This is a genomic window from Caldicellulosiruptor changbaiensis (genome assembly GCF_003999255.1).
GTDB lineage: Bacteria > Bacillota > Thermoanaerobacteria > Caldicellulosiruptorales > Caldicellulosiruptoraceae > Caldicellulosiruptor > Caldicellulosiruptor changbaiensis.
Window position 1 is genome coordinate 697,223 of sequence record NZ_CP034791.1, and the last position, 22,066, is coordinate 719,288.

Annotated in this window: 23 protein-coding genes and 1 tRNA gene; 18 read left to right on the top strand and 6 right to left on the bottom strand. The window is 36.4% G+C overall.

What is annotated here, in order from left to right:
- Positions 1-27 precede the first annotated feature (27 nt).
- From hepT to ELD05_RS03195, 3 genes are all read left to right on the top strand, one after another.
- Positions 28-459, top strand: coding sequence for a type VII toxin-antitoxin system HepT family RNase toxin (gene hepT, locus ELD05_RS03185; RefSeq protein WP_127351327.1), 432 nt, complete (start codon positions 28-30; stop codon positions 457-459).
- Positions 460-587: 128 nt separating this feature from the next.
- A tRNA-Lys gene (locus ELD05_RS03190) sits at positions 588-663 on the top strand.
- A gap of 109 nt (positions 664-772) precedes the next feature.
- Positions 773-2,305 (top strand): YifB family Mg chelatase-like AAA ATPase, encoded by a 1,533-nt coding sequence (locus ELD05_RS03195; RefSeq protein WP_127351328.1) that lies wholly within the window; start codon positions 773-775, stop codon positions 2,303-2,305.
- Here ELD05_RS03195 and ELD05_RS03200 read toward each other — a convergent pair.
- From ELD05_RS03200 to ELD05_RS03215, 4 genes are read right to left on the bottom strand one after another with little or no spacing between them, the layout of a single operon-like run.
- Positions 2,298-3,113, bottom strand: a complete 816-nt coding sequence (locus tag ELD05_RS03200) for a metal ABC transporter permease (RefSeq protein WP_127351329.1) — start codon at positions 3,111-3,113, stop codon at positions 2,298-2,300. The two genes, ELD05_RS03195 and ELD05_RS03200, sit on opposite strands and share 8 nt — an antisense overlap.
- Positions 3,114-3,132: 19 nt before the next feature.
- A complete protein-coding gene (locus ELD05_RS03205; protein ID WP_127351330.1) occupies positions 3,133-3,885 on the bottom strand; it encodes a metal ABC transporter ATP-binding protein in 753 nt (250 codons plus the stop codon).
- A gap of 23 nt (positions 3,886-3,908) precedes the next feature.
- A complete protein-coding gene (locus ELD05_RS03210; protein ID WP_127351331.1) occupies positions 3,909-4,772 on the bottom strand; it encodes a metal ABC transporter substrate-binding protein in 864 nt (287 codons plus the stop codon).
- Positions 4,769-5,194 carry a Fur family transcriptional regulator gene (locus tag ELD05_RS03215; RefSeq protein ID WP_127351332.1) on the bottom strand — a complete coding sequence of 142 codons (426 nt, stop codon included), beginning with the start codon at positions 5,192-5,194 and terminating at the stop codon, positions 4,769-4,771. The genes ELD05_RS03210 and ELD05_RS03215 overlap by 4 nt, the downstream gene beginning before the upstream one ends.
- A 317-nt stretch (positions 5,195-5,511) precedes the next feature.
- Here ELD05_RS03215 and ELD05_RS03220 point away from each other — a divergent pair, with 317 nt between their 5' ends.
- Both ELD05_RS03220 and ELD05_RS03225 read left to right on the top strand, forming a co-directional pair.
- Positions 5,512-5,799, top strand: a complete 288-nt coding sequence (locus ELD05_RS03220; protein ID WP_127351333.1) for a hypothetical protein — start codon at positions 5,512-5,514, stop codon at positions 5,797-5,799.
- An 80-nt stretch (positions 5,800-5,879) separates the two neighbouring features.
- Positions 5,880-6,410, top strand: a complete 531-nt coding sequence (locus tag ELD05_RS03225) for a VanZ family protein (protein WP_241243670.1) — start codon at positions 5,880-5,882, stop codon at positions 6,408-6,410.
- A gap of 150 nt (positions 6,411-6,560) precedes the next feature.
- Here ELD05_RS03225 and ELD05_RS03230 read toward each other — a convergent pair whose 3' ends face one another.
- Positions 6,561-6,878: an ArsR/SmtB family transcription factor gene (locus ELD05_RS03230; protein WP_127351335.1), complete on the bottom strand. Its 318-nt coding sequence runs from the start codon at positions 6,876-6,878 to the stop codon at positions 6,561-6,563.
- A 160-nt stretch (positions 6,879-7,038) separates the two neighbouring features.
- Here ELD05_RS03230 and ELD05_RS03235 point away from each other — a divergent pair, with 160 nt between their 5' ends.
- Entirely contained in the window at positions 7,039-8,436 is a 1,398-nt protein-coding gene (locus ELD05_RS03235) for a radical SAM protein (protein ID WP_127351336.1), read from the top strand.
- A gap of 79 nt (positions 8,437-8,515) precedes the next feature.
- Here ELD05_RS03235 and ELD05_RS03240 read toward each other — a convergent pair whose 3' ends face one another.
- Positions 8,516-9,112: a glycerol-3-phosphate acyltransferase gene (locus ELD05_RS03240; protein ID WP_127351337.1), complete on the bottom strand. Its 597-nt coding sequence runs from the start codon at positions 9,110-9,112 to the stop codon at positions 8,516-8,518.
- Positions 9,113-9,215: 103 nt separating this feature from the next.
- Here ELD05_RS03240 and ELD05_RS03245 point away from each other — a divergent pair, with 103 nt between their 5' ends.
- The 12 genes from ELD05_RS03245 to fliG all read left to right on the top strand — a co-directional run bounded on the left by ELD05_RS03245 (position 9,216) and on the right by fliG (position 22,065).
- Positions 9,216-10,571, top strand: coding sequence for an RtcB family protein (locus tag ELD05_RS03245; protein ID WP_127351338.1), 1,356 nt, complete (start codon positions 9,216-9,218; stop codon positions 10,569-10,571).
- 30 nt (positions 10,572-10,601) lie between these two features.
- Positions 10,602-11,693, top strand: a complete 1,092-nt coding sequence (gene dprA, locus ELD05_RS03250; protein WP_127351339.1) for a DNA-processing protein DprA — start codon at positions 10,602-10,604, stop codon at positions 11,691-11,693.
- A gap of 32 nt (positions 11,694-11,725) precedes the next feature.
- Entirely contained in the window at positions 11,726-13,807 is a 2,082-nt protein-coding gene (gene topA, locus ELD05_RS03255) for a type I DNA topoisomerase (RefSeq protein WP_127351340.1), read from the top strand.
- Between the two features lie 4 nt (positions 13,808-13,811).
- A complete protein-coding gene (trmFO, locus tag ELD05_RS03260) occupies positions 13,812-15,122 on the top strand; it encodes a methylenetetrahydrofolate--tRNA-(uracil(54)-C(5))-methyltransferase (FADH(2)-oxidizing) TrmFO (protein ID WP_127351341.1) in 1,311 nt (436 codons plus the stop codon).
- A 23-nt stretch (positions 15,123-15,145) separates the two neighbouring features.
- Positions 15,146-15,676, top strand: a complete 531-nt coding sequence (gene hslV, locus ELD05_RS03265) for an ATP-dependent protease subunit HslV (protein ID WP_011916789.1) — start codon at positions 15,146-15,148, stop codon at positions 15,674-15,676.
- An 11-nt stretch (positions 15,677-15,687) separates the two neighbouring features.
- Positions 15,688-17,085 (top strand): ATP-dependent protease ATPase subunit HslU, encoded by a 1,398-nt coding sequence (gene hslU / locus ELD05_RS03270; RefSeq protein ID WP_127351342.1) that lies wholly within the window; start codon positions 15,688-15,690, stop codon positions 17,083-17,085.
- Between the two features lie 44 nt (positions 17,086-17,129).
- Positions 17,130-17,924, top strand: a complete 795-nt coding sequence (codY, locus tag ELD05_RS03275) for a GTP-sensing pleiotropic transcriptional regulator CodY (protein ID WP_127351343.1) — start codon at positions 17,130-17,132, stop codon at positions 17,922-17,924.
- Positions 17,925-18,105: 181 nt separating this feature from the next.
- Complete coding sequence (gene flgB, locus ELD05_RS03280; RefSeq protein WP_127351344.1) at positions 18,106-18,519, top strand: flagellar basal body rod protein FlgB; 414 nt, start codon at positions 18,106-18,108, stop codon at positions 18,517-18,519.
- A 9-nt stretch (positions 18,520-18,528) separates the two neighbouring features.
- Complete coding sequence (flgC, locus tag ELD05_RS03285; protein WP_127351345.1) at positions 18,529-18,969, top strand: flagellar basal body rod protein FlgC; 441 nt, start codon at positions 18,529-18,531, stop codon at positions 18,967-18,969.
- Positions 18,970-19,015: 46 nt separating this feature from the next.
- Positions 19,016-19,324 carry a flagellar hook-basal body complex protein FliE gene (gene fliE, locus ELD05_RS03290; RefSeq protein WP_011916794.1) on the top strand — a complete coding sequence of 103 codons (309 nt, stop codon included), beginning with the start codon at positions 19,016-19,018 and terminating at the stop codon, positions 19,322-19,324.
- Positions 19,325-19,357: 33 nt separating this feature from the next.
- Positions 19,358-21,046, top strand: a complete 1,689-nt coding sequence (gene fliF, locus ELD05_RS03295; RefSeq protein ID WP_127351346.1) for a flagellar basal-body MS-ring/collar protein FliF — start codon at positions 19,358-19,360, stop codon at positions 21,044-21,046.
- An 8-nt stretch (positions 21,047-21,054) separates the two neighbouring features.
- Positions 21,055-22,065: a flagellar motor switch protein FliG gene (gene fliG / locus ELD05_RS03300; RefSeq protein WP_127351347.1), complete on the top strand. Its 1,011-nt coding sequence runs from the start codon at positions 21,055-21,057 to the stop codon at positions 22,063-22,065.
- Position 22,066 lies beyond the last annotated feature (1 nt).

Genomic DNA, 22,066 nt, shown 5'->3' on the forward strand with positions numbered 1-22,066 from the left:
TTATTGAGAGGAGTTTGTTTTTAGGATATGGACGAAAAAATATTATTTCATTTAAAGCTCTTAAAAAAATATACAGAGTTGTTGAAAGACATATCAAAAGTTGATTTTGAAGAATATATGGCAAATGAAATCTTAAAAGGTGCAGTGCAAAGGTATTTGCAAATTGCAATTGAAACATGTATCAACATTGGAAATAGAATAATTTCAATAGAACAAACAAAAGGTAAAAATATAAAAACGCCTGAAACATATGCAGATATATTTTTGGCATTGTCTCAATTAGGTATTATTAATGACGAATTTAGCACAAGGCTTTCTCAAATGGCAAGGTTTAGAAACAAACTGGTACATCTTTATTGGGAAATTGATGATAGTTTGGTTTATAGGTTTATAAAAGAAAAGATACAAGATTTTGAAGAATATATTTGTTGTATAAAAAAGTATGTCCAAAATAATTGATATTTATTGTAAACTTTACAAACTTTACAGTATAATCATTTTAAGTTAATTGTTCGTATATTTCGAACAAAAGTTTGGTATTGTAGAGTCAGGAGACATCAGCTATAATAACAATGCACCTTATATATGGGCCATTAGCTCAGTAGGCAGAGCACCAGCCTTTTAAGCTGGGTGTCCCGCGTTCGAGTCGCGGATGGCTCACCATCTTCAAAAACATAAGCCCTTGAAAAAGGGCCTTTTTGTTTATATTGAAAAATAAAATTTGCTGTGATAAAGTTTTAATAAAAAAAGGAAAGGAAAAGCTATATAAAAAATGCTTGCAAAAGTTTTGACATCTTCTTACCTTGGCATAAAAGGCTATATTGTTACAGTTGAAACAGACATGTCAAATGGCCTTCCAAGCTTTGATATAGTCGGCCTTCCTGATGCGACTATTAAAGAGGCAAAAGAAAGAATAAGGGTGGCAATAAAAAACAGTGGTTTTGAATTTCCAACCAGAAAAATAATTGTTAATCTTGCACCTGCAAGCACCAGAAAGGAAGGTTCATCTTTTGATCTGCCTGTGGCTATTTCTGTACTAAAGTCGTCTGAGCAGATAAACCCTAAAATCAGCCCATATGAGGTTGCAATAATTGGAGAGCTTTCTCTTGATGGAAGTGTCAAAAGAGTGGATGGAGCTTTACTTATGACAATTGCAGCTTTGGAAAATGGTATCAAAAAGATTATTGTTCCTTATGAGAACAGGGCAGAATGTAGCGTTGTGAGAGGAATTGATGTTTTTCCTGTGAAAACTTTAAAAGAAGCTGTGGAGATTTTGGATGACCCTCAGAGTGCCACACCTTATAAGGTTGAAATAGATGAGATGAATCTTCTTGATATCTTTACATATGATGTTGACTTTTCAGAGGTAAAAGGACAAGAATATGTCAAAAGAGCAGTTGAGGTAGCAGTGGCAGGAATGCACAACCTACTTTTGATTGGCCCACCAGGTAGCGGCAAAACCATGATTGCTCAGCGTATTCCCACAATTTTACCTCCAATGACCTTTGAAGAGAGCTTAGAAGTGACAAAAATTTATAGCTGTGCAGGACTTTTGAAAGATGGTCAGGCGCTTATCACTGCAAGGCCTTTTAGAAGTCCACATCACACCTCTTCATCAATTGCTATAATTGGTGGCGGTAAGATTCCAAAACCAGGTGAGGTTTCTCTTGCGCACAATGGCGTTTTGTTTTTAGATGAGTTTCCTGAGTTTGATAAAAAGACAATAGAGGTTCTCCGCCAGCCTCTTGAGGATGGATATGTGACAATTTCAAGAGTAAATGCATCAATTGAATATCCTGCAAGGTTTATGCTTGTATGTAGCATGAACCCTTGCAAATGTGGCTATTTTTTGTCAGATGAGAGGGAGTGCACATGCACACCTGCTCAAATTAAGCAGTATCTTGGAAGGATTTCTGGTCCTATTTTGGACAGAATTGATGTTCAGGTTGAAGTAAAGTCTGTAAAGCTTGAAAACTTCAATTCCTCAATTTGCAAAGATTCAGCAGCTATGAGAAAAGAAGTAGAGAGAGCAAGACAAATTCAGCTTGAAAGGTTCAAAGGGCTTGGCATATTTTATAATTCTCAGATGAAAGGGTCGCTTGTGAATAAATTTTGTAAACTTTCGAAAAAAGAAAAGCAGCTGCTTGAAAGAGCGTTTACTACTTTGGGGCTATCGCTAAGAGGATATACCAAAATTTTGAAGGTTGCAAGAACAATTGCTGATTTAGAAGGAAGCGAAGAGATAAAAGCAGAGCACCTGCAAGAGGCAATCTCTTACAGGCTGTTGGAAAGAAGACTTATTTAGAAGTTTTTTTAATATGTTTTTTTCTTGTAATATTGATGATTTCAGCTATAAAAAATATGACCAAAAATGTCAAAACTGTTGCACCGCCAGGTGGGATATCGATATAGTAAGAGGAAGTAAGTCCTGCTATTATTGCAATTAAAGATACTAAAAGTGAAACTACTTGAAGCATTCCGAAATTTTTTGAAAATCTCATCGCAATTGCTGTTGGGAAAACAATCATGCTTGAGATTAAAAGACCGCCCACAATCTTAAGTGAAACAGCAATTATTGTTGCTGAAACAATACTCAGCAAATAATCAAGTAGTTTTGTGTTTATTCCAGAGACCTTTGCGCTAACTTCATCAAATGTAGCAAGAATAAGTCTTTTTCTGAACATTGCTATAAAAGTGACTGTTAAAAGGCATACTGCAAAGATAATCCATACATCTTCATTCCCAATTGCGACTATGCTTCCAAAAAGGAAGCTCATTAAGTTGCTACTGCTTTTTAAAATTCCAAACAGAACTGATGCAAGCCCTAAAGCAGTGATTGAAACAAGGGCAAGAGATACTTCTTCAAACCTTTTAAATCTTGATTTGAAATACTCAAGAACTATAGCAAATCCAACTGTTGAGATAATTGCGCCAATGGTTGGACTAAAATTTAAAAGAAGTGCTGCTGCAACACCAACAATTGCCGTGTGTGAAAGAGAATCTCCCATCTGTGAAAATCTTTTGAGTACAAGAAAGTTTCCAGCAAGCGAGGTCATGATGCTAACCAGCACACCTGCTAAAAAAGCCCTTTGCATAAATTCATATTGAAGCATAATATCACATCCTGTTATTTTATTCTTTTTTAGTATAAGAGTGTCTGTGTTCAATTTTCTTAATCTTATATTTGTACACACTTTCAAATTTTGAGGGGGAAAACTCTTTTGCGCTGCAAGCAGTGTAAATCATACCATCCCCCATACAGATTATGGTATCAGCATGCTGAGTTACAGCATACACATCGTGTGTTACCATTAATATTGTTGTTCCTTCTTTCTTTTTCTCCCCAAGAATTTCAAAAAGAAGCTGCTCAGAGAGACTGTCTATCCCCACAGTTGGCTCATCTAAAAGAAGTATTTGAGGGTCTGATATGAGCGCGCGGGCTAAAAATACTCTTTGCTGCTGTCCGCCAGAAAGCTGACCTATCAGCCTGTTTTTGAGCTGCTTTATTTGAAGCTTTTCTAAAATGCTTTCAGCTTTTTCAAAGTCCTGCTTTGAAAATCTCTGAAGCAATCCTTTTTTTGGCACTAGTCCTAAAAGTACAGTTTCAAAAACGCTCAAAGGGAAGCTCTGATTAAAATTTGTGACCTTTTGAGGGACAAAGGATATTTTCTGCTTATCCTGTGGGGTAAGATGTTGTTTGCCAAATATTAGTATTTTTCCGCTTGTTGGTGTGTAAATCCCTGAGATTATATTCAAAAGTGTGGTCTTACCAGAACCGTTTGGTCCGACTATGGCAACAAACTCACCTTTTTGAATTTTGAGGTTTATGTCTTTTAGGATTCTTTTCTGGTCAATATAAAAGTTTACATCTATAAGTTCAATCATTCTGATTTTCTCTCCTGCAACATTTATTTTAAAACCATCTCAAATGCTTTTAAGTTCTTTTCCATAAGGCTGAGTATTGTCTCATTTCTTGCTTGAGATGAATTTACAATTCCCATTCCATAGATATTTACAATTTTGATGCCAGTATCTTTTGCGATAGTCTTTACAGCAGGCAAATTTTCATTTGGGTCAACAAGAATGTACTTTATGTTCTTTTCCTTTATAAACTGAACAATCTCTTTCATTTTTTGAGCCGATGGCTCTTCTTCTTCGTTCACACCGGTAATTGAATACTGCTTGAGGCTGTAGTCTCTTGCTAAGTAGCCAAAAGAGGGATGAGCAATTAGAAATTCTTTTCTTTTTGAGTTTTTCACAACAGAAGAAAATTCCTTATCAAGCCTATCAAGACTTGCAATCAGTTTTGAAGCATTTTGTTGGTAATAACTTTTATTTTTTGGATCTAAGCTTGTCAAGGCATTTTCAATATTTCTTGTTATTTTCTTTAAAAGCCTTGGTGATGTCCATATATGAGGGTCACTATCTATAAACTCTATACCTTCAGATGCTCTAAAGATTTTGACCTTTGTTCCCTCAAGAGGTTTTTTAACCCACTCATCAACAAGCCCAAGATATATCACCGCTTTTGCTGATGTGAGCTTGGCAATGTCACGTGAAGATGGTTCAAATGAGTGAATTTCCGCACCGTCCTTTACAAGCTTTTCAACTGTTATCTTCTGTCCTGCTATAAGTTTTGTAATAGAATACAAAGGATAGATTGTAGTGTAGACTGTGCCTTTGGTGGTAGTTAAAGCTTCATTTTTGCAGCTACTTAAGAAAACCATGAAGCTAATAAGAAGGGGTATAGTTAGCAGCTTTATCCTCTTCATTGTTCTTCCCTCCCACAACATTTATCGCATATCCCATACACTTCCAAATTGTGGTCCAGAATTTTAAAGTTCATTTTGTTTAATTCCTCTTCAATTAGATTTATCTTACAGTCTACAATTTCGGCTTTTGCATTGCATTTTATACATACAAAATAGTGGTGATGCTCATTTTTCTTTATTTCAAAAAAATGTTTTCTATTTATAGTAGATTTCACTACAATTCCATTTTGAACAAAAAGTTCAAGGTTTCTATATACAGTTGCGAGGTTAATTTTGAAATTTTTGTTTTTTAGCATATTGAGTATTTCATCAGCTGATAAACATTGATTTGAACTATTTAAAACCTTGTATATTTCAATCCTTTGCCAGGTAGCTTTGATATTGTGTAAATTTAAAATAGACTTAATGTCCTGGTTTATCATTCCTTCCACCTACTTGCAAATAGTTTGCAACTAAATATATTATACATAATATTTTAAGAAAAACAAGAGTTGACTAAGAAAAAGAAAGCAAAGTTTTAAAAACATATTTGACAAATGAAGAACAAAAACTTATAATACTAATATCGCAAATATATCCAATAAGAGGTGATATGGTGCAAAAGAGGTGTTTATCAGTTATAATAATTTTGGTTGTATGTTGTGTATGTTTACTACTTTCATTTCCAAATACAAGTAGCTGGAGTTTTACAATGGATTATCGATATGTTAATTGAGCTGAAAATGGTATATATTATAAAATGGATGCTGGAAAAATGAGCATAAGTGGTAAAATATGGATTTACTCAAAAGATAGCTGGTTTGGTGAAACTCCAAACAGAATTAAGTATGAAGTTTGGAAATCAAGTTTTGGACTTGATGAAAATGTTGGAAAGGGAGATGTTATACCACAATTACCTGAAGGAACAGAAGTCGAGTTTTCAAAATCTTTTGGAGAACAAAAGTCAGGACAATATTATCTTGTATTTTACAAAATAGAAGATGATGGATACAATATAAAAGGTAGTGGAATTTTGAAGACAGAATAAACTATTGTTGGTGAAAGTGGTGGTGCAGGATGTTAGACTTTGATATTTCTATATGGCTATTAGGAATACTCCTGTTGATAATGTACTGTGTTTATTTGAGAAAAAAAAGAAATGAGGAGTTCATCTCTGTTTTTTTCAATGCTTTGTTCTTTATATATATCTTACAGGTATTAAGATTTACTATATTCCCAATTCCTATCTTTTCACCAACCATTAGAGAAATATCTTCAAAGATAGATATTCTCTCAACAATGAATATAAAACCATTTGCTAATATTACTTTAAATAGACAATTTTATTATAACATTTTGCTTACAATTCCTTTTGGTTTTTTATTGCCACTATTAAGAAATAAGTCAATAAAAAAGGTATTATTGAAAGGTATAGCTTTTTCAATAAGTATTGAATTACTTCAACTACTTATTTCTTTTTTGATAAAATTCCCGTACAGAACATGTGATATAAATGATATTATTTTAAATACCTTTGGTGTTTTTATGGGCTTTGTTTTATGGAAACTGTTTACCGTTATTTTAAAAGCAATTACAAAAAAATTGAATTTGAAAAATGACAAGTTTATTAACTATATTTTGGGGCAAAATAATATTTAGAGAAAAGTGGCTGGCTAAAAATATTTTGAGTGCTTATTATTTAATCATGTTCAAACAAATATTATAAAGAAGGGACTACCCCAACATCTTATTGGACAGTCCCTTTTTCTTTTTAATTTTAAAACTCGATTTTCAATAATAAATAAAAAACTAAGTTGCAGAATAAAGTAACTTTAAATCATTTGCAAATATTTCAACCTTAGCAAGGTCACAAATAAGAGCTTTTAAAAATGGGTATTTTTCAAACACATCTGCTTTAATTGAATAAATTCTTTTTTGTGCCTGGTTTCTTGCCTCTATAAGCCCCACATTTTTAAGATATGCAAGGTGGCGCGACACCTTTGGCTGACTTTCTTGGATTAACTTTACTAAACTACTTACATTTTGCTCGCTGTGGGCTAATATATTTAATATCCTAAGCCTTGTTGTGTCTGATAATGCGTAGAGTATTTCATTTAACCTTGTCATTTTCTCTCCCCTTCGTACAAAAGACTATGACAATTAAATTATAGCACGTTTTTGAACAAAAATAAACATACTTATATACACATATGCATATATAAATATTGACACATCTTACGAAAAAGAGTTATAATAAGAGCGAATAAAAAAGAGGGAGTGGGAGGAAATGGAACTTCCAAAAAGAGTGATAGGCGAAGCAGTATTAAAACAGGTGATTAGGTATCTTTCGAATAACCCCGAAGAGAATATGGGCAAGATTTTGGACCTTACAGAAAAGATAGTAAGGCGTGAGAGGGATAAGTGGTATATACAGAGTGCAAAGAAGTATTTGCTTGACCCCAATAGTTCTTGGCATCACTATGCAATGAGAATTATAAAAGAGACAAATCCAAAGGTAAGAGAGAGAATTCTTATCAATTTCTTCTTAAATGCAGGCTTTATTGGTGTACCAAAGCAATTAGAGCTCATTAAGAAATACGATATAAACATTCCATACGCTATTTTGATTGACCCGACAGCTGCTTGCAACTTGCACTGCAAAGGCTGCTGGGCAGGAGAATATCAAAAGGCTGCTAAACTTGATTATGAAATCTTAGACAGAGTAGTAAAAGAAGCTCAAGAGATAGGAGTATACTTTATAATCTTCTCAGGTGGAGAACCGCTTCTGAGAAAAGACGACATATTAAAGCTATGCGAAAAGTACGAAGACACAGTGTTCTTGTCATTTACAAATGCCACACTAATGGATGATGAATTCATTGAAAAGGTTGCAAAAGTAGGTAACTTAGCATTTGCAATCAGTATTGATGGCTTTGAAAAATCAACAGATGAAAGACGCGGTCAGGGTGTATTCAAAAAGGTTGTCACAGCAATGGAAAAACTAAAAGAAGCAGGTGTTGTATTTGGATTTTCAACAACATATCACAGGTACAATGTAGAAGAGGTATCGTCTGATGAGTATATAGATTTCTTGATAGAGAAAGGTGCCAAGTTTGGCTGGTACTTCACATATGTTCCTGTTGGCAAGGATGCGGATATATCATACATGGCAACACCAGAGCAAAGAGCGTACATGTACAAGAGGATAGAAGAGATAAGATGGTCAAAACCAATATTTGTTCTTGATTTCTGGAACGATGGAGAACCTGCTGGTGGATGCATTGCAGGTGGAAGAAGATACCTTCACATAAACGCAAACGGTGATGTTGAGCCTTGTGCATTTATCCATTTCTCAAATGTCAACATAAAAGAATGTTCACTGCTTGATGCGCTAAAATCACCGCTGTTTATGGCATACAGAAAAAATATTCCGTTTAATGAGAATCATTTGAGGCCTTGTCCAATGATTGACAATCCGCTCAAACTCAAAAAGATTGTTGAAGAATCAGGTGCACATCCAACCCAAATTGGTGGTGAGACAGAAACTGCTGAAGAGCTTGCAAACAAGCTACTTGAATACTCAGAAAAATGGGGCAAGGTTGCAGATAAGCTGTGGGAGCAGAGAAAACAAGGTATTCCTCAGAACAAGGTTGATTTGTCTGTAATAGAAGAAGTAAAGAGCTAAAAAAGGTAAGCTTTACATTTTTAAAGGATATAACAAGAAAGGGCAAGCTATTGGTCAAAAAAGGCTTGCCCTTTTTGAATTATGCTTTAAGCATACCTTTTGCTACTTTCAGTAGGTCCATTTCAATAGGTAAGGTTCTCAACTGTCTATATGTCAAGAATGCGCATAACAATACCAAAAACACCAATTCTTCAATTGGTAAGTAAATACATCTTGCCCAAATCATCAATGACCATATTCCAAGAACAGTCCCGAGGTTGTCTTTCTTATACATCAAAAGCCCTAAAAATGATCCGAGAGCAAAAAATATTATTGGAGCTATCCCATAGAGTGAAAATAACACTCCTAAGCTCGTAGCAATTGACTTTCCACCTTTGAGATGAAGAAAAACAGAATATGCATGACCTAATATAACCATAAAAACAACAATGTAAAGATCTGGTCCTTTCAAAAAAAGCACGTATTTGGCTATGTAAGCTACAAAATATCCTTTTGAAATGTCCAAAATAAGTGAAGGCACACCTGCTTTCACTCCAGCCATTCTAAATGCATTGGTTGCACCTGGATTTTTGTCTGGAGCATTTGTTATATCTTTATTGAAAAACTTCTTTGTGATAATATACGAAAAGGGTATGCTTCCAATCAAAAATGAAATAAAAGCAAATACAATAATCATTGTTGATAATCTCTTGATTGAGTTGTTTATAGAAATTTTAACTCATCTTATCAAATAGTTCAAACCATTGGAGAAAAATTTTCAGAAAGTGGTGATTTGGTTTATGAAAAAGATAAGGGACGGAGTGTACACCAATGACTATGCAATTTTCTTCATGACAGAAGAAATACTAAAAGAGCTGGATGAAGGTGTTTTGCAGCAAGCAAAAAACGCATCCCAGATTCCAAACGTAGAGTTTTTGGGCTATACACCTGATGCGCACATTGGCAAGGGTACATCAATTGGGACAATAATTGTGTGGGATATGTCAAAGGCTTGGATTTCGCCAACAATTGTGGGTGTTGACATAGGTTGTGGTATGAGGCTTGTTCTGACAAAATCATATGCAGATGATGTAGACAAAAATCTTCTAAAAAAGATGATGAGTGAGATAGAAGAGCTGATTCCAACGGGGGTCGGGAAGAAGAACAAAAAAATTTCACTATCTTACGCAAAGTATGAGGAGTACTTGCAGAACACGGAAATTGACAAAGACATATCAGACAAAATGATTTTGATTCATGAGTTTGACCTTGACACAATTCCCGATGAAGCGTATGAAATTGGCAAAGAGCAGTTTGCAACACTTGGTGGCGGTAATCATTTTATTGAGTTTCAAAAGCTTCACGTAATAGATGAGGTGGTTGCAAAAGAGTGGGGACTTTTTGAGGGCCAGCTTGTTGTGATGATCCACTCAGGTTCAAGAAGGTTTGGATCAGTTATTGGGGATTACTATCAAAGAAAATTTAAAGATGTGATGAAATCAAAAGGTATCACAACTCCAGACCCACAGCTTACCTTTTTGCCAATTGACAACAAAGTTGCAAAGGATTATATTAAAGCTATGCAGTCAGCAGCAATTTATGCAAAAGTCAATCGCCATTATATGAGCAATTTCATAATATCCATTTTGGACAAACACGGGATTGATGCTTGGGTACTTTATGATGTTGCACACAATATAGCGTATATGGAAAGATTTGCAAACAGAGAAAAGCTTGTAATAAGAAAGGGTGCGACAAGGGCTTTGCCACAGAATCACTATTTAATTTCAAATCCAAAGTTTTTAAAAACAGGGCATCCTGTGATTTTGCCGGGAAGCATGGGTTCAAGTTCATATCTTATGAGAGGAATTGAAGACAATATAATTAGCTATCACACAGTCAACCATGGAGCAGGAAGGGTACTTTCTCGAAACAAGGCAAAAAAGACAATTTCGGTAGAAGAATTTTCAAAGGCCCTAAGACAAGGCCAGGAGAATGAGATACTGATAAATACAAAGAATCTAAAGGATTTTTTAGATGAAAGTCCGCAAAGTTATAAGGACATCGATACTGTTATAAATTCGGTTATTACCTCAAGGCTTGCCGTGCCTGTTGCTAAGATGACACCACTTGGTGTTATCAAAGGAAAAGATTAATTATTAAAAAAAGGGATGAGATTTTAAAACATGAGTGATGAGAGAAAACTTTACTGGCTTTGGCTTTATACAATAAAAGGAATAGGTCCCAAAAAGTTCCGGCAAATAAAACAAGAGTTTGGAAGTTTAGAGGATGCGTATTTGAATAGGAGAGAATTTAATTTAGATGGCTTTTCTCAAACCATCACACAGCTAATTAGAAATTCTGATTTGAATGAGGCAGAAAAAGTCCTTGAATTTTGTATCAAGAATAGTATAAATATAATTCTTGAAGATGATGAATTTTACCCAACAGAGTTTAGAAACTTTGATCACTCACCTGTAATACTCTTTGCAAAAGGCAATGTAAACGTTCTAAAGGCTCAATATAAAATATCAATGGTTGGGACAAGAGAGCCAACATATTATGGAAAAAGAGTTGCAAAAGATCTTGCAGGTTTGGTTGCACAGCAAAATATAGTTGTTGTAAGTGGTATGGCGCGTGGAATTGATACGTTTTGTCACATGGGAGCTTTGGAAAATGGCACCACAATTGCTGTTTTAGGCTGTGGTGTTGACATTGTCTATCCTAAGGAAAATTACAAGCTGTACAACCAGATTGTAGAAAAAGGATGTGTGATTTCTGAATTCTTGCCAAAGACGCTGCCAGATAGGATGAATTTTCCACAAAGAAACAGGATTGTTGCGATGCTTTCGCCTTGCTTGGTTGTGATTGAGGCAGCAGAAAAGAGTGGTACATTTTCAACTGTTGACTTTGCACTTGAGATGGGCAAAGAGGTTTTTGCTGTGCCAGGGAATATTCTTTCACAAAAGAGTAGTGGTACAAACAGGCTAATAAAAGAAGGTGCAAGGATTGTATGTTCATATCAGGATTTTTTAGAGGATTTAAAGCAGATTTATAACCTTTACCCAAGACAACTTAGTATATTTGATACTGAGGAAGAACTCTCTGAGGAAGAGAATACTATTTTAAAACTCTTAGATGCTATAGGAGAGGCTCATATTGAGAATTTGATTTCTTTGACAAACTGGTCAGCAGGAAAGGTTGCAAGTGTGATAACCTCGCTTGAGATAAAAGGCAAAGTTATAAGAGAAAGAGGAAATGTGATTATTAAGATGTAAAAAAATTCCACGATATAGGGGGTAAACACTCATTGAAAAAGCTTGTCATAGTTGAGTCACCTGCAAAGGCAAAGACAATTGCAAAGTATCTTGGCAAAGAATTTATGGTAGAAGCCTCAATGGGACACATAAGAGACCTGCCAAAGAGTGATTTGGGTGTTGATATAGAAAACAACTTTGCACCAAAGTATATAAACATTCGCCGAAAGGCAGATGTGATAAACAGGCTCAAAAAATCCGCACAAGAAGCAGAAAAGGTGTACTTAGCCACAGACCCTGACAGGGAAGGTGAAGCAATTTCATGGCATTTGGCCATAATCTTAGGTCTTGACCAGAACGATAAGGTGAGGATCACTTTTAATGAGATAACAAAAAAGGCTGTGCAAGAGTCCCTGAAAAATGCAAGGCCTATTGACCAAAACCTTGTAAATGCCCAGCAGGCAAGAAGGGTACTTGATAGGCTTGTTGGGTATAAGCTCAGCCCTTTTTTGTGGGAAAAGGTAAAAGGCGGGCTTTCTGCAGGCCGTGTCCAGTCTGTTGCAACACGGCTTGTTGTTGAACGCGAAGAGGAGATAGAAAAATTCAAACCGGAAGAGTACTGGACTTTAGAGGCGGTATTCAAAAAAGATAATCAAGAGTTTAAGGCAAAGTTTTACGGTAGCAAAAAAGGTAAGCTTGAGCTTAAAAATCAAGAACAAGTAGATAAAATTATAAATCAAATCAAAGATAAAGACTTCAAAGTAACAAAACTCAAAATCTCTGAAAAGAAGAAAAACCCGCCCCCGCCTTTTATAACAAGTACTTTACAGCAGGAAGCATCAAGAAAGCTAAGATTTACACCTGCTAAAACCATGATGATTGCCCAGATGCTCTACGAAGGCGTTGAGATAAAAGGTGAGGGAAGCGTAGGTTTAATTACGTACATGAGAACAGACTCAACGAGGGTTGCTGAAGAGGCACAAGAGGCTGCAAGAAGAATAATTTTGCAGAGGTTTGGTAAAGAATATGTTCCTGAAAAACCAAGAGTGTACAAGACAAAAAAGGATGCTCAAGATGCGCATGAAGCGATAAGACCAACGTATATCGAAAAAGACCCGGAGAGCATAAAAGACTCTTTGACGCCTGACCAATACAGGCTGTACAAGCTCATCTATGACAGATTTTTAGCATCACAGATGGAAAGTAGCATATACGACTCTTTGTCAGCAGAGCTGGAAGTTGAAGGTTATGTTTTTAAACTCACAGGCTCAAAGCTAAAGTTTGCAGGATTTATGGAAGTATATGTTGAAGGAAAGGATACAGACGAAGAAGAGGAAGAAAATCAGCTTCCAGAGATTTTTGAGGGCGAGATGTTAAAGCCAATCAAGCTTGAGAAAAAGCAGCACTTTACACAGCCGCCTTCGCGCTACACAGAAGCAACGCTTATAAAAGCATTAGAAGAAAAAGGAATAGGAAGACCAAGCACCTATGCTCCCACCATTCAGACAATTTTAGAGCGAGGTTATGTTGTTAAAGAGGATCGCTTTTTAAAACCAACCGAGCTTGGAAAGGTTGTCACAAATATTTTAAAAGAGTACTTCAAGGACATAATAGACATTGAGTTTACAGCAGAGCTGGAAGAAAATCTTGATAGAATAGAAGAAGGCAAAGCTGATTGGGTGGAGATTGTAAGAAAATTTTATCTGCCGCTTGAAAAAGAGCTTGAAACAGCTCGAAATACCATGCAGCAGATTAAGGTTGACGATGAGGAGACAGATGTTGTCTGTGAAAACTGTGGGAGAAAGATGGTTATAAAGAAAGGACGATATGGTAAGTTTTTAGCATGCCCAGGCTATCCGGAATGCAAAAACACAAAGCCCTATTTTGACTATTTGGATGTTTTATGTCCGAAATGTGGTAAAAAACTTATTGAGAAAAAGTCAAAAAAGGGTAAGAAGTATTACACATGCGAAAGCTACCCTGAGTGTAACTTTATAGTATGGGAAAGGCCAGCCAAAAACTGTCCAAAATGCAATCAGTTGATGTTTGAAAAAGGCAAAAAGGGAAGCAAAAAACTTGTATGTTCAAATGAATCTTGTGGGTATGAAGAAAAGATAGTTGAAAAAGGTGAGTGAAGATATGAGAATAACAGTAATCGGAGCTGGACTTGCAGGTGTCGAAGCTGCAAATGCCATCACTAAGTTTGGCATCAAAGTAAGACTATATGAAATGAAACCGAAGAAATTTTCACCTGCACACAAACAGGAAGGGTTTGCAGAGCTTGTTTGTAGCAATTCTCTAAAATCAAAGCTTTTGACAAACGCATCAGGGCTTTTAAAAGAGGAGATGAAACTCTTTGGTTCAATTGTGATGGAGGCAGCTTACAATACTCAAGTTGAGGCAGGTCAGGCTTTGGCAGTTGACAGGTACTTATTTTCTGAGTATATAACAAAGAAGATAAAACAAAATCCTCTAATTGAAGTTATACACGAAGAAGTAACAGAAGTCCCAAGAGACGAGGTTGTAGTTGTTAGCACAGGTCCTTTGACCACAGAAAGTCTTCTTGAGGATATATCAAAGCTTTGCAATAGCAAAAATCTCTATTTTTTTGATGCAGCAGCGCCAATAGTGCTTAAAGACTCTATTGACTTTTCGAAAGCTTTTTTTGCATCGCGTTACAACAAAGGTACAGATGATTATATAAACTGTCCTATGACAAAAGAAGAGTATGAAAGGTTTTACTATGAACTTGTAAATGCTGAAGTCATCGAAGTAAAAGACTTTGAAAGAGATTTGTTGTTTGAAGGCTGTATGCCAATTGAAGAAATGGCAAGAAGAGGAATTGACACAATCAGATTTGGGCCGCTAAAGCCGGTTGGTATAATTGATCCAAAAACCGGTAAGATACCGTATGCAGTTGTGCAGCTTAGAAAAGATACTCAAGATGGAAGGCTTTATAACATGGTTGGGTTTCAGACAAGGCTCAAATGGGGTGAGCAAAAAAGGGTTTTCAGGCTCATTCCAGGCTTGGAAAATGCAGAGTTTGTAAGGTATGGTGTTATGCACAAAAACTCTTATATAAACTCACCACAGGTTCTAACAAAGTTTCTTTCGCTTAAGAAATATCCAAATATCTTCTTTGCAGGGCAGATAACAGGTGTGGAAGGATATTTAGAGTCTGCTGCAACTGGGATTGTGGCAGGGATAAGCGCTGCAAGATATGTTCTTGGCAGAGCTCAAATTACTTTTCCTCCGAGTACCTGTATTGGTGCTCTAATTGAGTATATAACAACACCCAAAAAAGATTTTCAGCCCATGAATGCAAACTATGGTATAATATCAATTGATGAGGAGATTGCAAGAATAAAAGACAAGGAAAAGAAAAAACTTTTGATTGCTGAAAAGTCTTTAAGTATATGTAGGGAGATAGCTAATCAGATTTTTGAATAATTTAAAATTTATGGAGGTTTGCTATGTTTCATGCAACAACAATTGTGGCTGTGAAAAAAGGTGAAAAGGTTGCTATAGCTGGTGATGGCCAGGTCACATTTTCACAGAACATGATAATGAAACAGAATGCTAAAAAGGTGCGAAAGGTTTACAATGGCAAGGTTTTGGTTGGTTTTGCTGGGTCTGTTGCAGATGCAATAACCCTTTGTGAAAAGTTTGAAGAAAAGCTTGAACAAAATAGTGGTAATCTGCAAAAGAGCGTTGTTGAGCTTGCAAAAGAGTGGAGACAGGACAAAATTCTACGACGGCTTGAGGCGCTCATGATTGTTGCAAACTCTGAGCATTTGTTTGTAGTCTCTGGAAGTGGCGAGGTTGTTGAGCCTGATGACAACATTGCAGCAATTGGCTCTGGCGGGCCGTATGCACTGGCTGCAGCAAGGGCACTTGTTCAGAACACTAACCTTGAGCCGGCTGAGATTGCTAAAAAAGCTTTAGAGATTGCAGCGTCTATTTGTATATACACAAATAACAATATTACAGTTTTAGAATTGTAGGTGATAATGAGATGAATGAATTAACACCTCAAGAGATAGTAAGAGAACTTGACAAGTATATAGTTGGTCAAGAGAGGGCAAAAAGGTGTGTGGCCATTGCCCTGAGAAATAGGTACAGGCGTGCAAAGCTCCCAAAAGAGCTTCAAGATGAAATAACACCCAAGAATATTTTGATGGTGGGACCAACAGGTGTTGGTAAGACAGAGATTGCAAGACGGCTTGCAAAGCTTGTAAATGCTCCCTTTGTAAAGGTTGAGGCAACTAAATTCACCGAAGTTGGATATGTTGGAAGAGATGTTGATTCAATGGTTCGAGACCTTGTGGAAAATGCGATTTCTCTTGTCAAGAGCGAGTACATGGAGAAGATGAAGGAAAGAGCAAAGGCACTTGTTGAAGATAGAATTCTGGAGATATTAGTCCCTGAACCTCATGCGAGAAAGGCAGGGTTTAAAAATCCTTTTGAGGCGCTTTTTGGTGCTCCATCGCAAGAACCCGAACAGACTTACCAGACAACAGATGACTATATCAGAACACAAAGAGAAATTTTAAGAGAAAAGCTTAGGTCTGGTGAGCTTGAGGACAAGGTAATAGAGGTTGAGGTAGAGGACACTGTAAAACCTCCATTTGAGATGATAATGGGCACAATCTCTGATGAGATGGGAATATCGTTTCAGGATGTGTTTGGGTCTCTGTTTCCTAAAAAGAAAAAAAAGAAGAAGATGACAATAAGAGAAGCGCGAGAGGTTTTGGAGCAAGAAGAGTACAATAAACTGATTGACATGGATGAGGTTATAAAAGAAGCAATCCATCGTGCAGAACAGCATGGAATAATATTTATTGATGAGATTGACAAGATAGCTGGCAGGGGTTCAGGTGTAGGTCCGGATGTGTCAAGAGAAGGTGTGCAAAGAGACATCTTACCTATTGTTGAGGGTAGCACTGTCATGACAAAGTACGGGCCTGTCAAGACAGACCATATTTTGTTTATTGCAGCAGGAGCTTTTCATGTTGCAAAGGTCTCGGATTTAATACCAGAGTTGCAGGGAAGGTTTCCTGTTGTTGTTGAGCTACATCCTTTGACGGAAGAGGACTTTAAAAAGATTTTGACACAGCCAAAAAATGCTATTACAAAACAGTATATTGAGCTTATGAAGACAGAGGGTGTGAACATCACGTTTACTGATGATGCAATAGAGGCTATTGCAAAGGTTGCTGTGAAGATAAATGAGCAAAGTGAAAATATTGGTGCGCGAAGACTTCATACTGTTGTTGAGAAGATAATGGAGGATATATCGTTTGAGTATGCGAATGTCGAAAAGCCAATTGATGTTGTGATTGACAAAGACTATGTATATTCTAAGGTTTCAGACATGATAAAGGACAAGGACCTGAATAGATTTATCATCTAAAGTTCTTTACTTTTTAGCAACTTGTGAAGGGAGCAAAAATATTCATGCAGCAAAGTCTTCTCGAAAAGGTCAGAAAGATAAACAGGATTGTTCAAAGCAAAGAAAAAGAAATTCTGGATTTTCAAAAGCTCTGCTGTGTTTTAGGTGATGTCACAGATTCAAGTGTATTTTTCATTGACGCAAATGGTAAAGTGTTTAGCAAGTATCTTATGCCATTTGTAAATGTTGATCTAAAACTTTCTGAAAACGAAAGGCTAAGTTCAGAGATTCAAAAGTTTTTGTGGTCATTTGTTGACACAAGGGTAAATTTAACACTTTCTGAAATAGCAAGGGTTGTCGAGATTGAAAGTACAAAGGTTGATATAAAAGATGTGGTTTGCGCAATAATACCTATAATAGGTGGCACAAGGCGATTTGGGACAGTATTTTCTCTTAAAAGCTATGCTAATTTTACAGAAGATGATGTAATTCTTTTAGAGTATGTTGCTACTATTATTGGGTTTGACCTTTTGAACTTGACAAAAGAAGAGGATGAAGAAGAAAAGAAGAAAAGAGAAATGATAAGATCTGCAATTGACACACTTTCAATTTCAGAACTTGAAGCTCTAATTCACATATTTGAGGAGCTGAAGACAAACGAAGGGCTTTTGGTGGCAAGTAAGATAGCAGATAAGGTAGGAATTACAAGATCTGTAATTGTAAATGCCCTCAGAAAGTTTGAAAGTGCAGGACTTATTGAAACAAGGTCTTTGGGACTAAAAGGCACTTATATTAAGGTGTTAAATGACATGGTAAGAAGTGAGATTGAAAAGTATAAGGATAAACTAAAGGTAAAGTGATTTTGACAGAGGCCGTAGATTTCAAGGGGTTAAAGAGGATAGTAGGGTAAAAACCTGCTATCCTCTTGTCTTTTTTAATCTTGTTCTGACATTGCCTTAAAAAATTTTGTATGGTATTTTTATCAAAAATTTTGTAAAATAGAATAAAAGATTGTCGAGAAATAGAAGGAGAAAGAAAAAAATGATTAATATGTTTGACAAGATAGACTTTTATAAAAAAGCTTTGGATTATGCGTGGAAAAGGAACGAAGTTATCTCAAACAATATTGCCAATGCCGACACCCCCGGATATAAAGCTAAGGATTTAAATTTCAAAGCGTTTTTGCAAGCATATTTAAATGACCAAAATAACTTGGAGCTCATAACAACAGACAAAAGACATATAAAAGCAGAGCAAAGTTCTGGTACCAGTACTAAAGATAGGGCGATTGAGATTTTAGACAGTAGCTTTCAGATGAGACTTGATGGAAATACAGTCGACATTGAGCAAGAGATGGGAAAACTTTTGCAAAACTCTCTGTACTTTGACGGTGTAAGCCTTCAGCTTTCCAGAGAGATAAACAAATGGAAAACAGTTATAAAAGAAGGTAGGTGAGATTAAAAAATGGGAATGTTCGATGCTATAAATATCTCGGCCTCAGCTTTGCATGCCCAAAGAGTAAGAATGGATGTAATTGCCCAGAACATTGCAAATGCTAACACAACGCGCACGGAAGATGGCACTCCTTACAGGAGGAAGATTGTTGTGTTTGAAGAAAGAAAACGAAGTTTTGGTGATATATTGAATGAGAAATTAAATGCAAGCAGTGATACATACGCTGGTGTTAGAGTAAAAGCAATTATTGAAGATACAAGCCCGTTTAAAAAGGTCTATGACCCCACTCATCCAGATAGCGACCAAAATGGCTATGTGAACTACCCTAATGTTGACATTGTTACTGAAATGGTCAATATGATTGAGGCCTCTCGCGCATATGAAGCAAATGTCACTGCTATGAATATTACGAAATCTATGATAACAAGGATATTTGAGATAGGAAAGTAAAGGTAGAAAGGCTTGGTAATTAATTAAAAGGAGGGTATTAATTAAAATGATAGGAAGTATTAATTTTGATAGTATATCAAAACTTTTTGAAAAGCAATTTTCAGATGTAGGTAAAAATGAAAAATCAAACTCTTCCACATCGTTTATAGACTTTCTTTACAAAGCGTTAGAAGGCGTTGATAATCTTCAAAAAGAAGCAGATTATCAAAATCAGCTCTTTACTCTTGGTCTTACGTCAAATCCCCAAGATGCAATTGTTGCGTCTGAAAAGGCGTCAATGGCACTGCAGCTTACTTTACAGATTCGAAACAAGATTTTAGATGCTTACAATGAGATTATGCGTATGCAGGTGTAGCTGTGTGCATATCTTTGCGGGGAGGTATTGTAGTTGCCTCAATTTTTAAATGATTTTTTAAAGAGTATAAAAGAGAGGTTAGACAAACTTTCTAAATCGCAGAAAATAATGCTTATTGTATCATCTTCTATAATCATATTATCGGTAATAATTGCTCTTTACGTTACTACACGACCTCATTATGTAGTTCTTTTTTCAGGCCTTGACCCAAAGGATGCAGCGCAGATACAACAAACTCTTCTTGAGCAAAAGATTGATTCAAAGGTGACAAATGGTGGTACAACTATTTTAGTAAAAGATACTGATATTGATAAAGCTAAAATGGCAGCAGCACTTTCTGGTTATCCTAAAAGTAGTGAGATTACATTTGAAGATGCTCTAAAGCTTTCAAGCTCAATGACAGCGACAGAGTCGGACAAGAGGAGAACGTTTATAAAACTAAAAGAGAGCGAAATTCAAAGGGCTTTAAAGGAGATGACTGATTACATAGACGATGCAGTTGTGAACTTGAGTGTGCCTGAAGACTATACATTTGCCTTAAAGGATGAGACTACAAAACCCACTGCAAGTGTGAAACTCACACTCAAAAAAAGTTTGTCAAGCGACCAGATAGAAGGCATTCAAAGATTTGTTGCTGCATCGGTAGAAGGACTTTTACCTGAGAATGTGGTAATAATTGATAATAAAGGAAATTACCTTTCTGATAACTCATTTGATGGTAGCGAAGGAATTTCAAGCAAACAACTCCAGATAAAGATTGCAACCAAGAATGAAATAGAAAGAAAGGTAAAAGAACTTCTTGGAAACTATGTAAGCTCACCTGAGGATGTAAAGGTTTCCGTAAATTTAGATATGAATTTTGATATGCAAAAGGTAAGCGAAACAAAGTATAGCCCTGTTTTAGAGGACAGTGGGATAGTTGTCTCAAGAAAGACAACTAAGGAAGAGGCACAAAGTACGAATGCAGGGGCAAGTGGTATACCAGGTACTGATACAAACCCCACTCAAAATAATCCCCAATACCCACTTGGCAGTCAAGGTGGGCAGTCTTCATATTCAAAGACTGATGAGACAGTAAATTACCAAAATAATGAAAAAAAGATTGAGACAATTAAAGCACCTGGTACAATCAACTATGACAAGTCATCAATTGCAGTTGTGCTCTATAGATATGTTACTTACAGACAGGAAGACTATGAAAAGACTAATCAGGCGAAAACAATGAGCTGGGATGAGTTTAAGCTTCAAAACCAGAACAACAAAAGGTCATTTTTAACAGACCAAAAAGAGGTTGAGAATATTGTAAACCTTGTAAAAAGCGCAACAGGGATTCAAAATGTCACAGTTGAAGGATATGAAATTCCAACATTTGTTGACAAACCACAAAGGCAGATTCCACTTGATTATATCTATGTTGCGTTTGCATTTTTACTTTTGATGGCGTTTGCTATTAGTCTTTTGATAAAATCTCTCAAGGTCAAGCCTGCAAAACAGGTTGAACTTGCAGGGGTGGGTGGAGTAAGTATACCTTCAGAGCAAGAGAAGGTTGAAGAGATTTTACAAGAGGCACAGAAGAAGAAAGAAGAGCAGCCAATTGAAGAGATAAATATAGAGGAATTTGGTGTAAGCCAATATGAAAAGCAGATAGATAAGCTTCTTCGCGAAAAGCCGGAGGTTGTTGCTCAGCTTCTTAGAAACTGGCTTAATGAAGATTGGGAGTGATATAAAAGATGCCAAGAGCGGGGGAGATTTCCGGCAAGCAAAAAGCTGCAATGCTTTTGATAGCATTGGGGCCTGAACGATCTGCTCGAATCTTTAAACATTTAAAAGAAGAGGAAATAGAAGAGCTTACCTTAGAGATAGCAAATATAAGGACTGTTTCGCCTGAACAAAAACAGGCTATATTAGAAGAGTTTTATAACCTCTGCCTTGCCCAAGAGTATATTGCAGAGGGCGGTATTGACTATGCAAAAGAGGTCTTAGAAAAGGCGCTTGGCCCTGAAAAGGCAAGAGAGGTTATTGAGAAGTTGACCGTGTCTTTGCAGGTCAGGCCTTTTGATTTTATTCGCAAGGCTGATGCATCACAGATTCTCAACTTTATCCAAAATGAGCATCCACAGACAATTGCACTTGTTATATCTTATTTAAAACCACAGCAGGCAGCACAAGTTTTAGCATCGCTTCCACAAGAGAAGCAAGCTGAAGTTGCAAGGCGAATTGCACTTATGGACAGGACTTCTCCAGATGTCATTCGTGAGGTTGAAAAGGTGCTTGAGAAAAAGCTGTCTTCTGTTGTGATGCAGGACTATACTGTTGTTGGCGGTATTCAAGCAATTGTTGATATTTTGAATGCAGTTGACAGAGGTACAGAAAAAAGGATATTAGAAGCTTTAGAGCTTGAGGATGTTGAGCTTGTTGAAGAGATTAGAAAACGCATGTTTGTATTTGAAGACATTGTCAAGCTTGACAACAGGTCCATTCAAAGAGTTCTGCGTGAGGTTGAGAACAATACACTTGCAATTGCTCTCAAAGGCACAACTGAAGAGGTCAGACGTGTCATATTTAGCAATATGTCAAAGCGTATGGCTGAGATGATTCAAGAAGACATGGAATACATGGGTCCTGTTAGAATACGCGATGTTGAAGAGGCGCAGCAAAAGATTGTCAATATAATAAGAAAGCTTGAAGATGCTGGCGAGATTGTTATATCTCGTGGCGGGGGAGATGAGATAATTGTCTAAT

Bases quoted from the DNA above. Each gene is read 5' to 3' on its own strand.
- hepT (WP_127351327.1), top strand. From the start codon at position 28: ATGGACGAAAAAATATTATTTCATTTAAAGCTCTTAAAAAAATATACA.
- ELD05_RS03195 (WP_127351328.1), top strand. From the start codon at position 773: ATGCTTGCAAAAGTTTTGACATCTTCTTACCTTGGCATAAAAGGCTAT.
- ELD05_RS03200 (WP_127351329.1), bottom strand. From the start codon at position 3,113: ATGCTTCAATATGAATTTATGCAAAGGGCTTTTTTAGCAGGTGTGCTG.
- ELD05_RS03205 (WP_127351330.1), bottom strand. From the start codon at position 3,885: ATGATTGAACTTATAGATGTAAACTTTTATATTGACCAGAAAAGAATC.
- ELD05_RS03210 (WP_127351331.1), bottom strand. From the start codon at position 4,772: ATGAAGAGGATAAAGCTGCTAACTATACCCCTTCTTATTAGCTTCATG.
- ELD05_RS03215 (WP_127351332.1), bottom strand. From the start codon at position 5,194: ATGATAAACCAGGACATTAAGTCTATTTTAAATTTACACAATATCAAA.
- ELD05_RS03220 (WP_127351333.1), top strand. From the start codon at position 5,512: ATGGATGCTGGAAAAATGAGCATAAGTGGTAAAATATGGATTTACTCA.
- ELD05_RS03225 (WP_241243670.1), top strand. From the start codon at position 5,880: ATGTACTGTGTTTATTTGAGAAAAAAAAGAAATGAGGAGTTCATCTCT.
- ELD05_RS03230 (WP_127351335.1), bottom strand. From the start codon at position 6,878: ATGACAAGGTTAAATGAAATACTCTACGCATTATCAGACACAACAAGG.
- ELD05_RS03235 (WP_127351336.1), top strand. From the start codon at position 7,039: ATGGAACTTCCAAAAAGAGTGATAGGCGAAGCAGTATTAAAACAGGTG.
- ELD05_RS03240 (WP_127351337.1), bottom strand. From the start codon at position 9,112: ATGATTATTGTATTTGCTTTTATTTCATTTTTGATTGGAAGCATACCC.
- ELD05_RS03245 (WP_127351338.1), top strand. From the start codon at position 9,216: ATGAAAAAGATAAGGGACGGAGTGTACACCAATGACTATGCAATTTTC.
- dprA (WP_127351339.1), top strand. From the start codon at position 10,602: ATGAGTGATGAGAGAAAACTTTACTGGCTTTGGCTTTATACAATAAAA.
- trmFO (WP_127351341.1), top strand. From the start codon at position 13,812: ATGAGAATAACAGTAATCGGAGCTGGACTTGCAGGTGTCGAAGCTGCA.
- hslV (WP_011916789.1), top strand. From the start codon at position 15,146: ATGTTTCATGCAACAACAATTGTGGCTGTGAAAAAAGGTGAAAAGGTT.
- hslU (WP_127351342.1), top strand. From the start codon at position 15,688: ATGAATGAATTAACACCTCAAGAGATAGTAAGAGAACTTGACAAGTAT.
- codY (WP_127351343.1), top strand. From the start codon at position 17,130: ATGCAGCAAAGTCTTCTCGAAAAGGTCAGAAAGATAAACAGGATTGTT.
- flgB (WP_127351344.1), top strand. From the start codon at position 18,106: ATGATTAATATGTTTGACAAGATAGACTTTTATAAAAAAGCTTTGGAT.
- flgC (WP_127351345.1), top strand. From the start codon at position 18,529: ATGGGAATGTTCGATGCTATAAATATCTCGGCCTCAGCTTTGCATGCC.
- fliE (WP_011916794.1), top strand. From the start codon at position 19,016: ATGATAGGAAGTATTAATTTTGATAGTATATCAAAACTTTTTGAAAAG.
- fliG (WP_127351347.1), top strand. From the start codon at position 21,055: ATGCCAAGAGCGGGGGAGATTTCCGGCAAGCAAAAAGCTGCAATGCTT.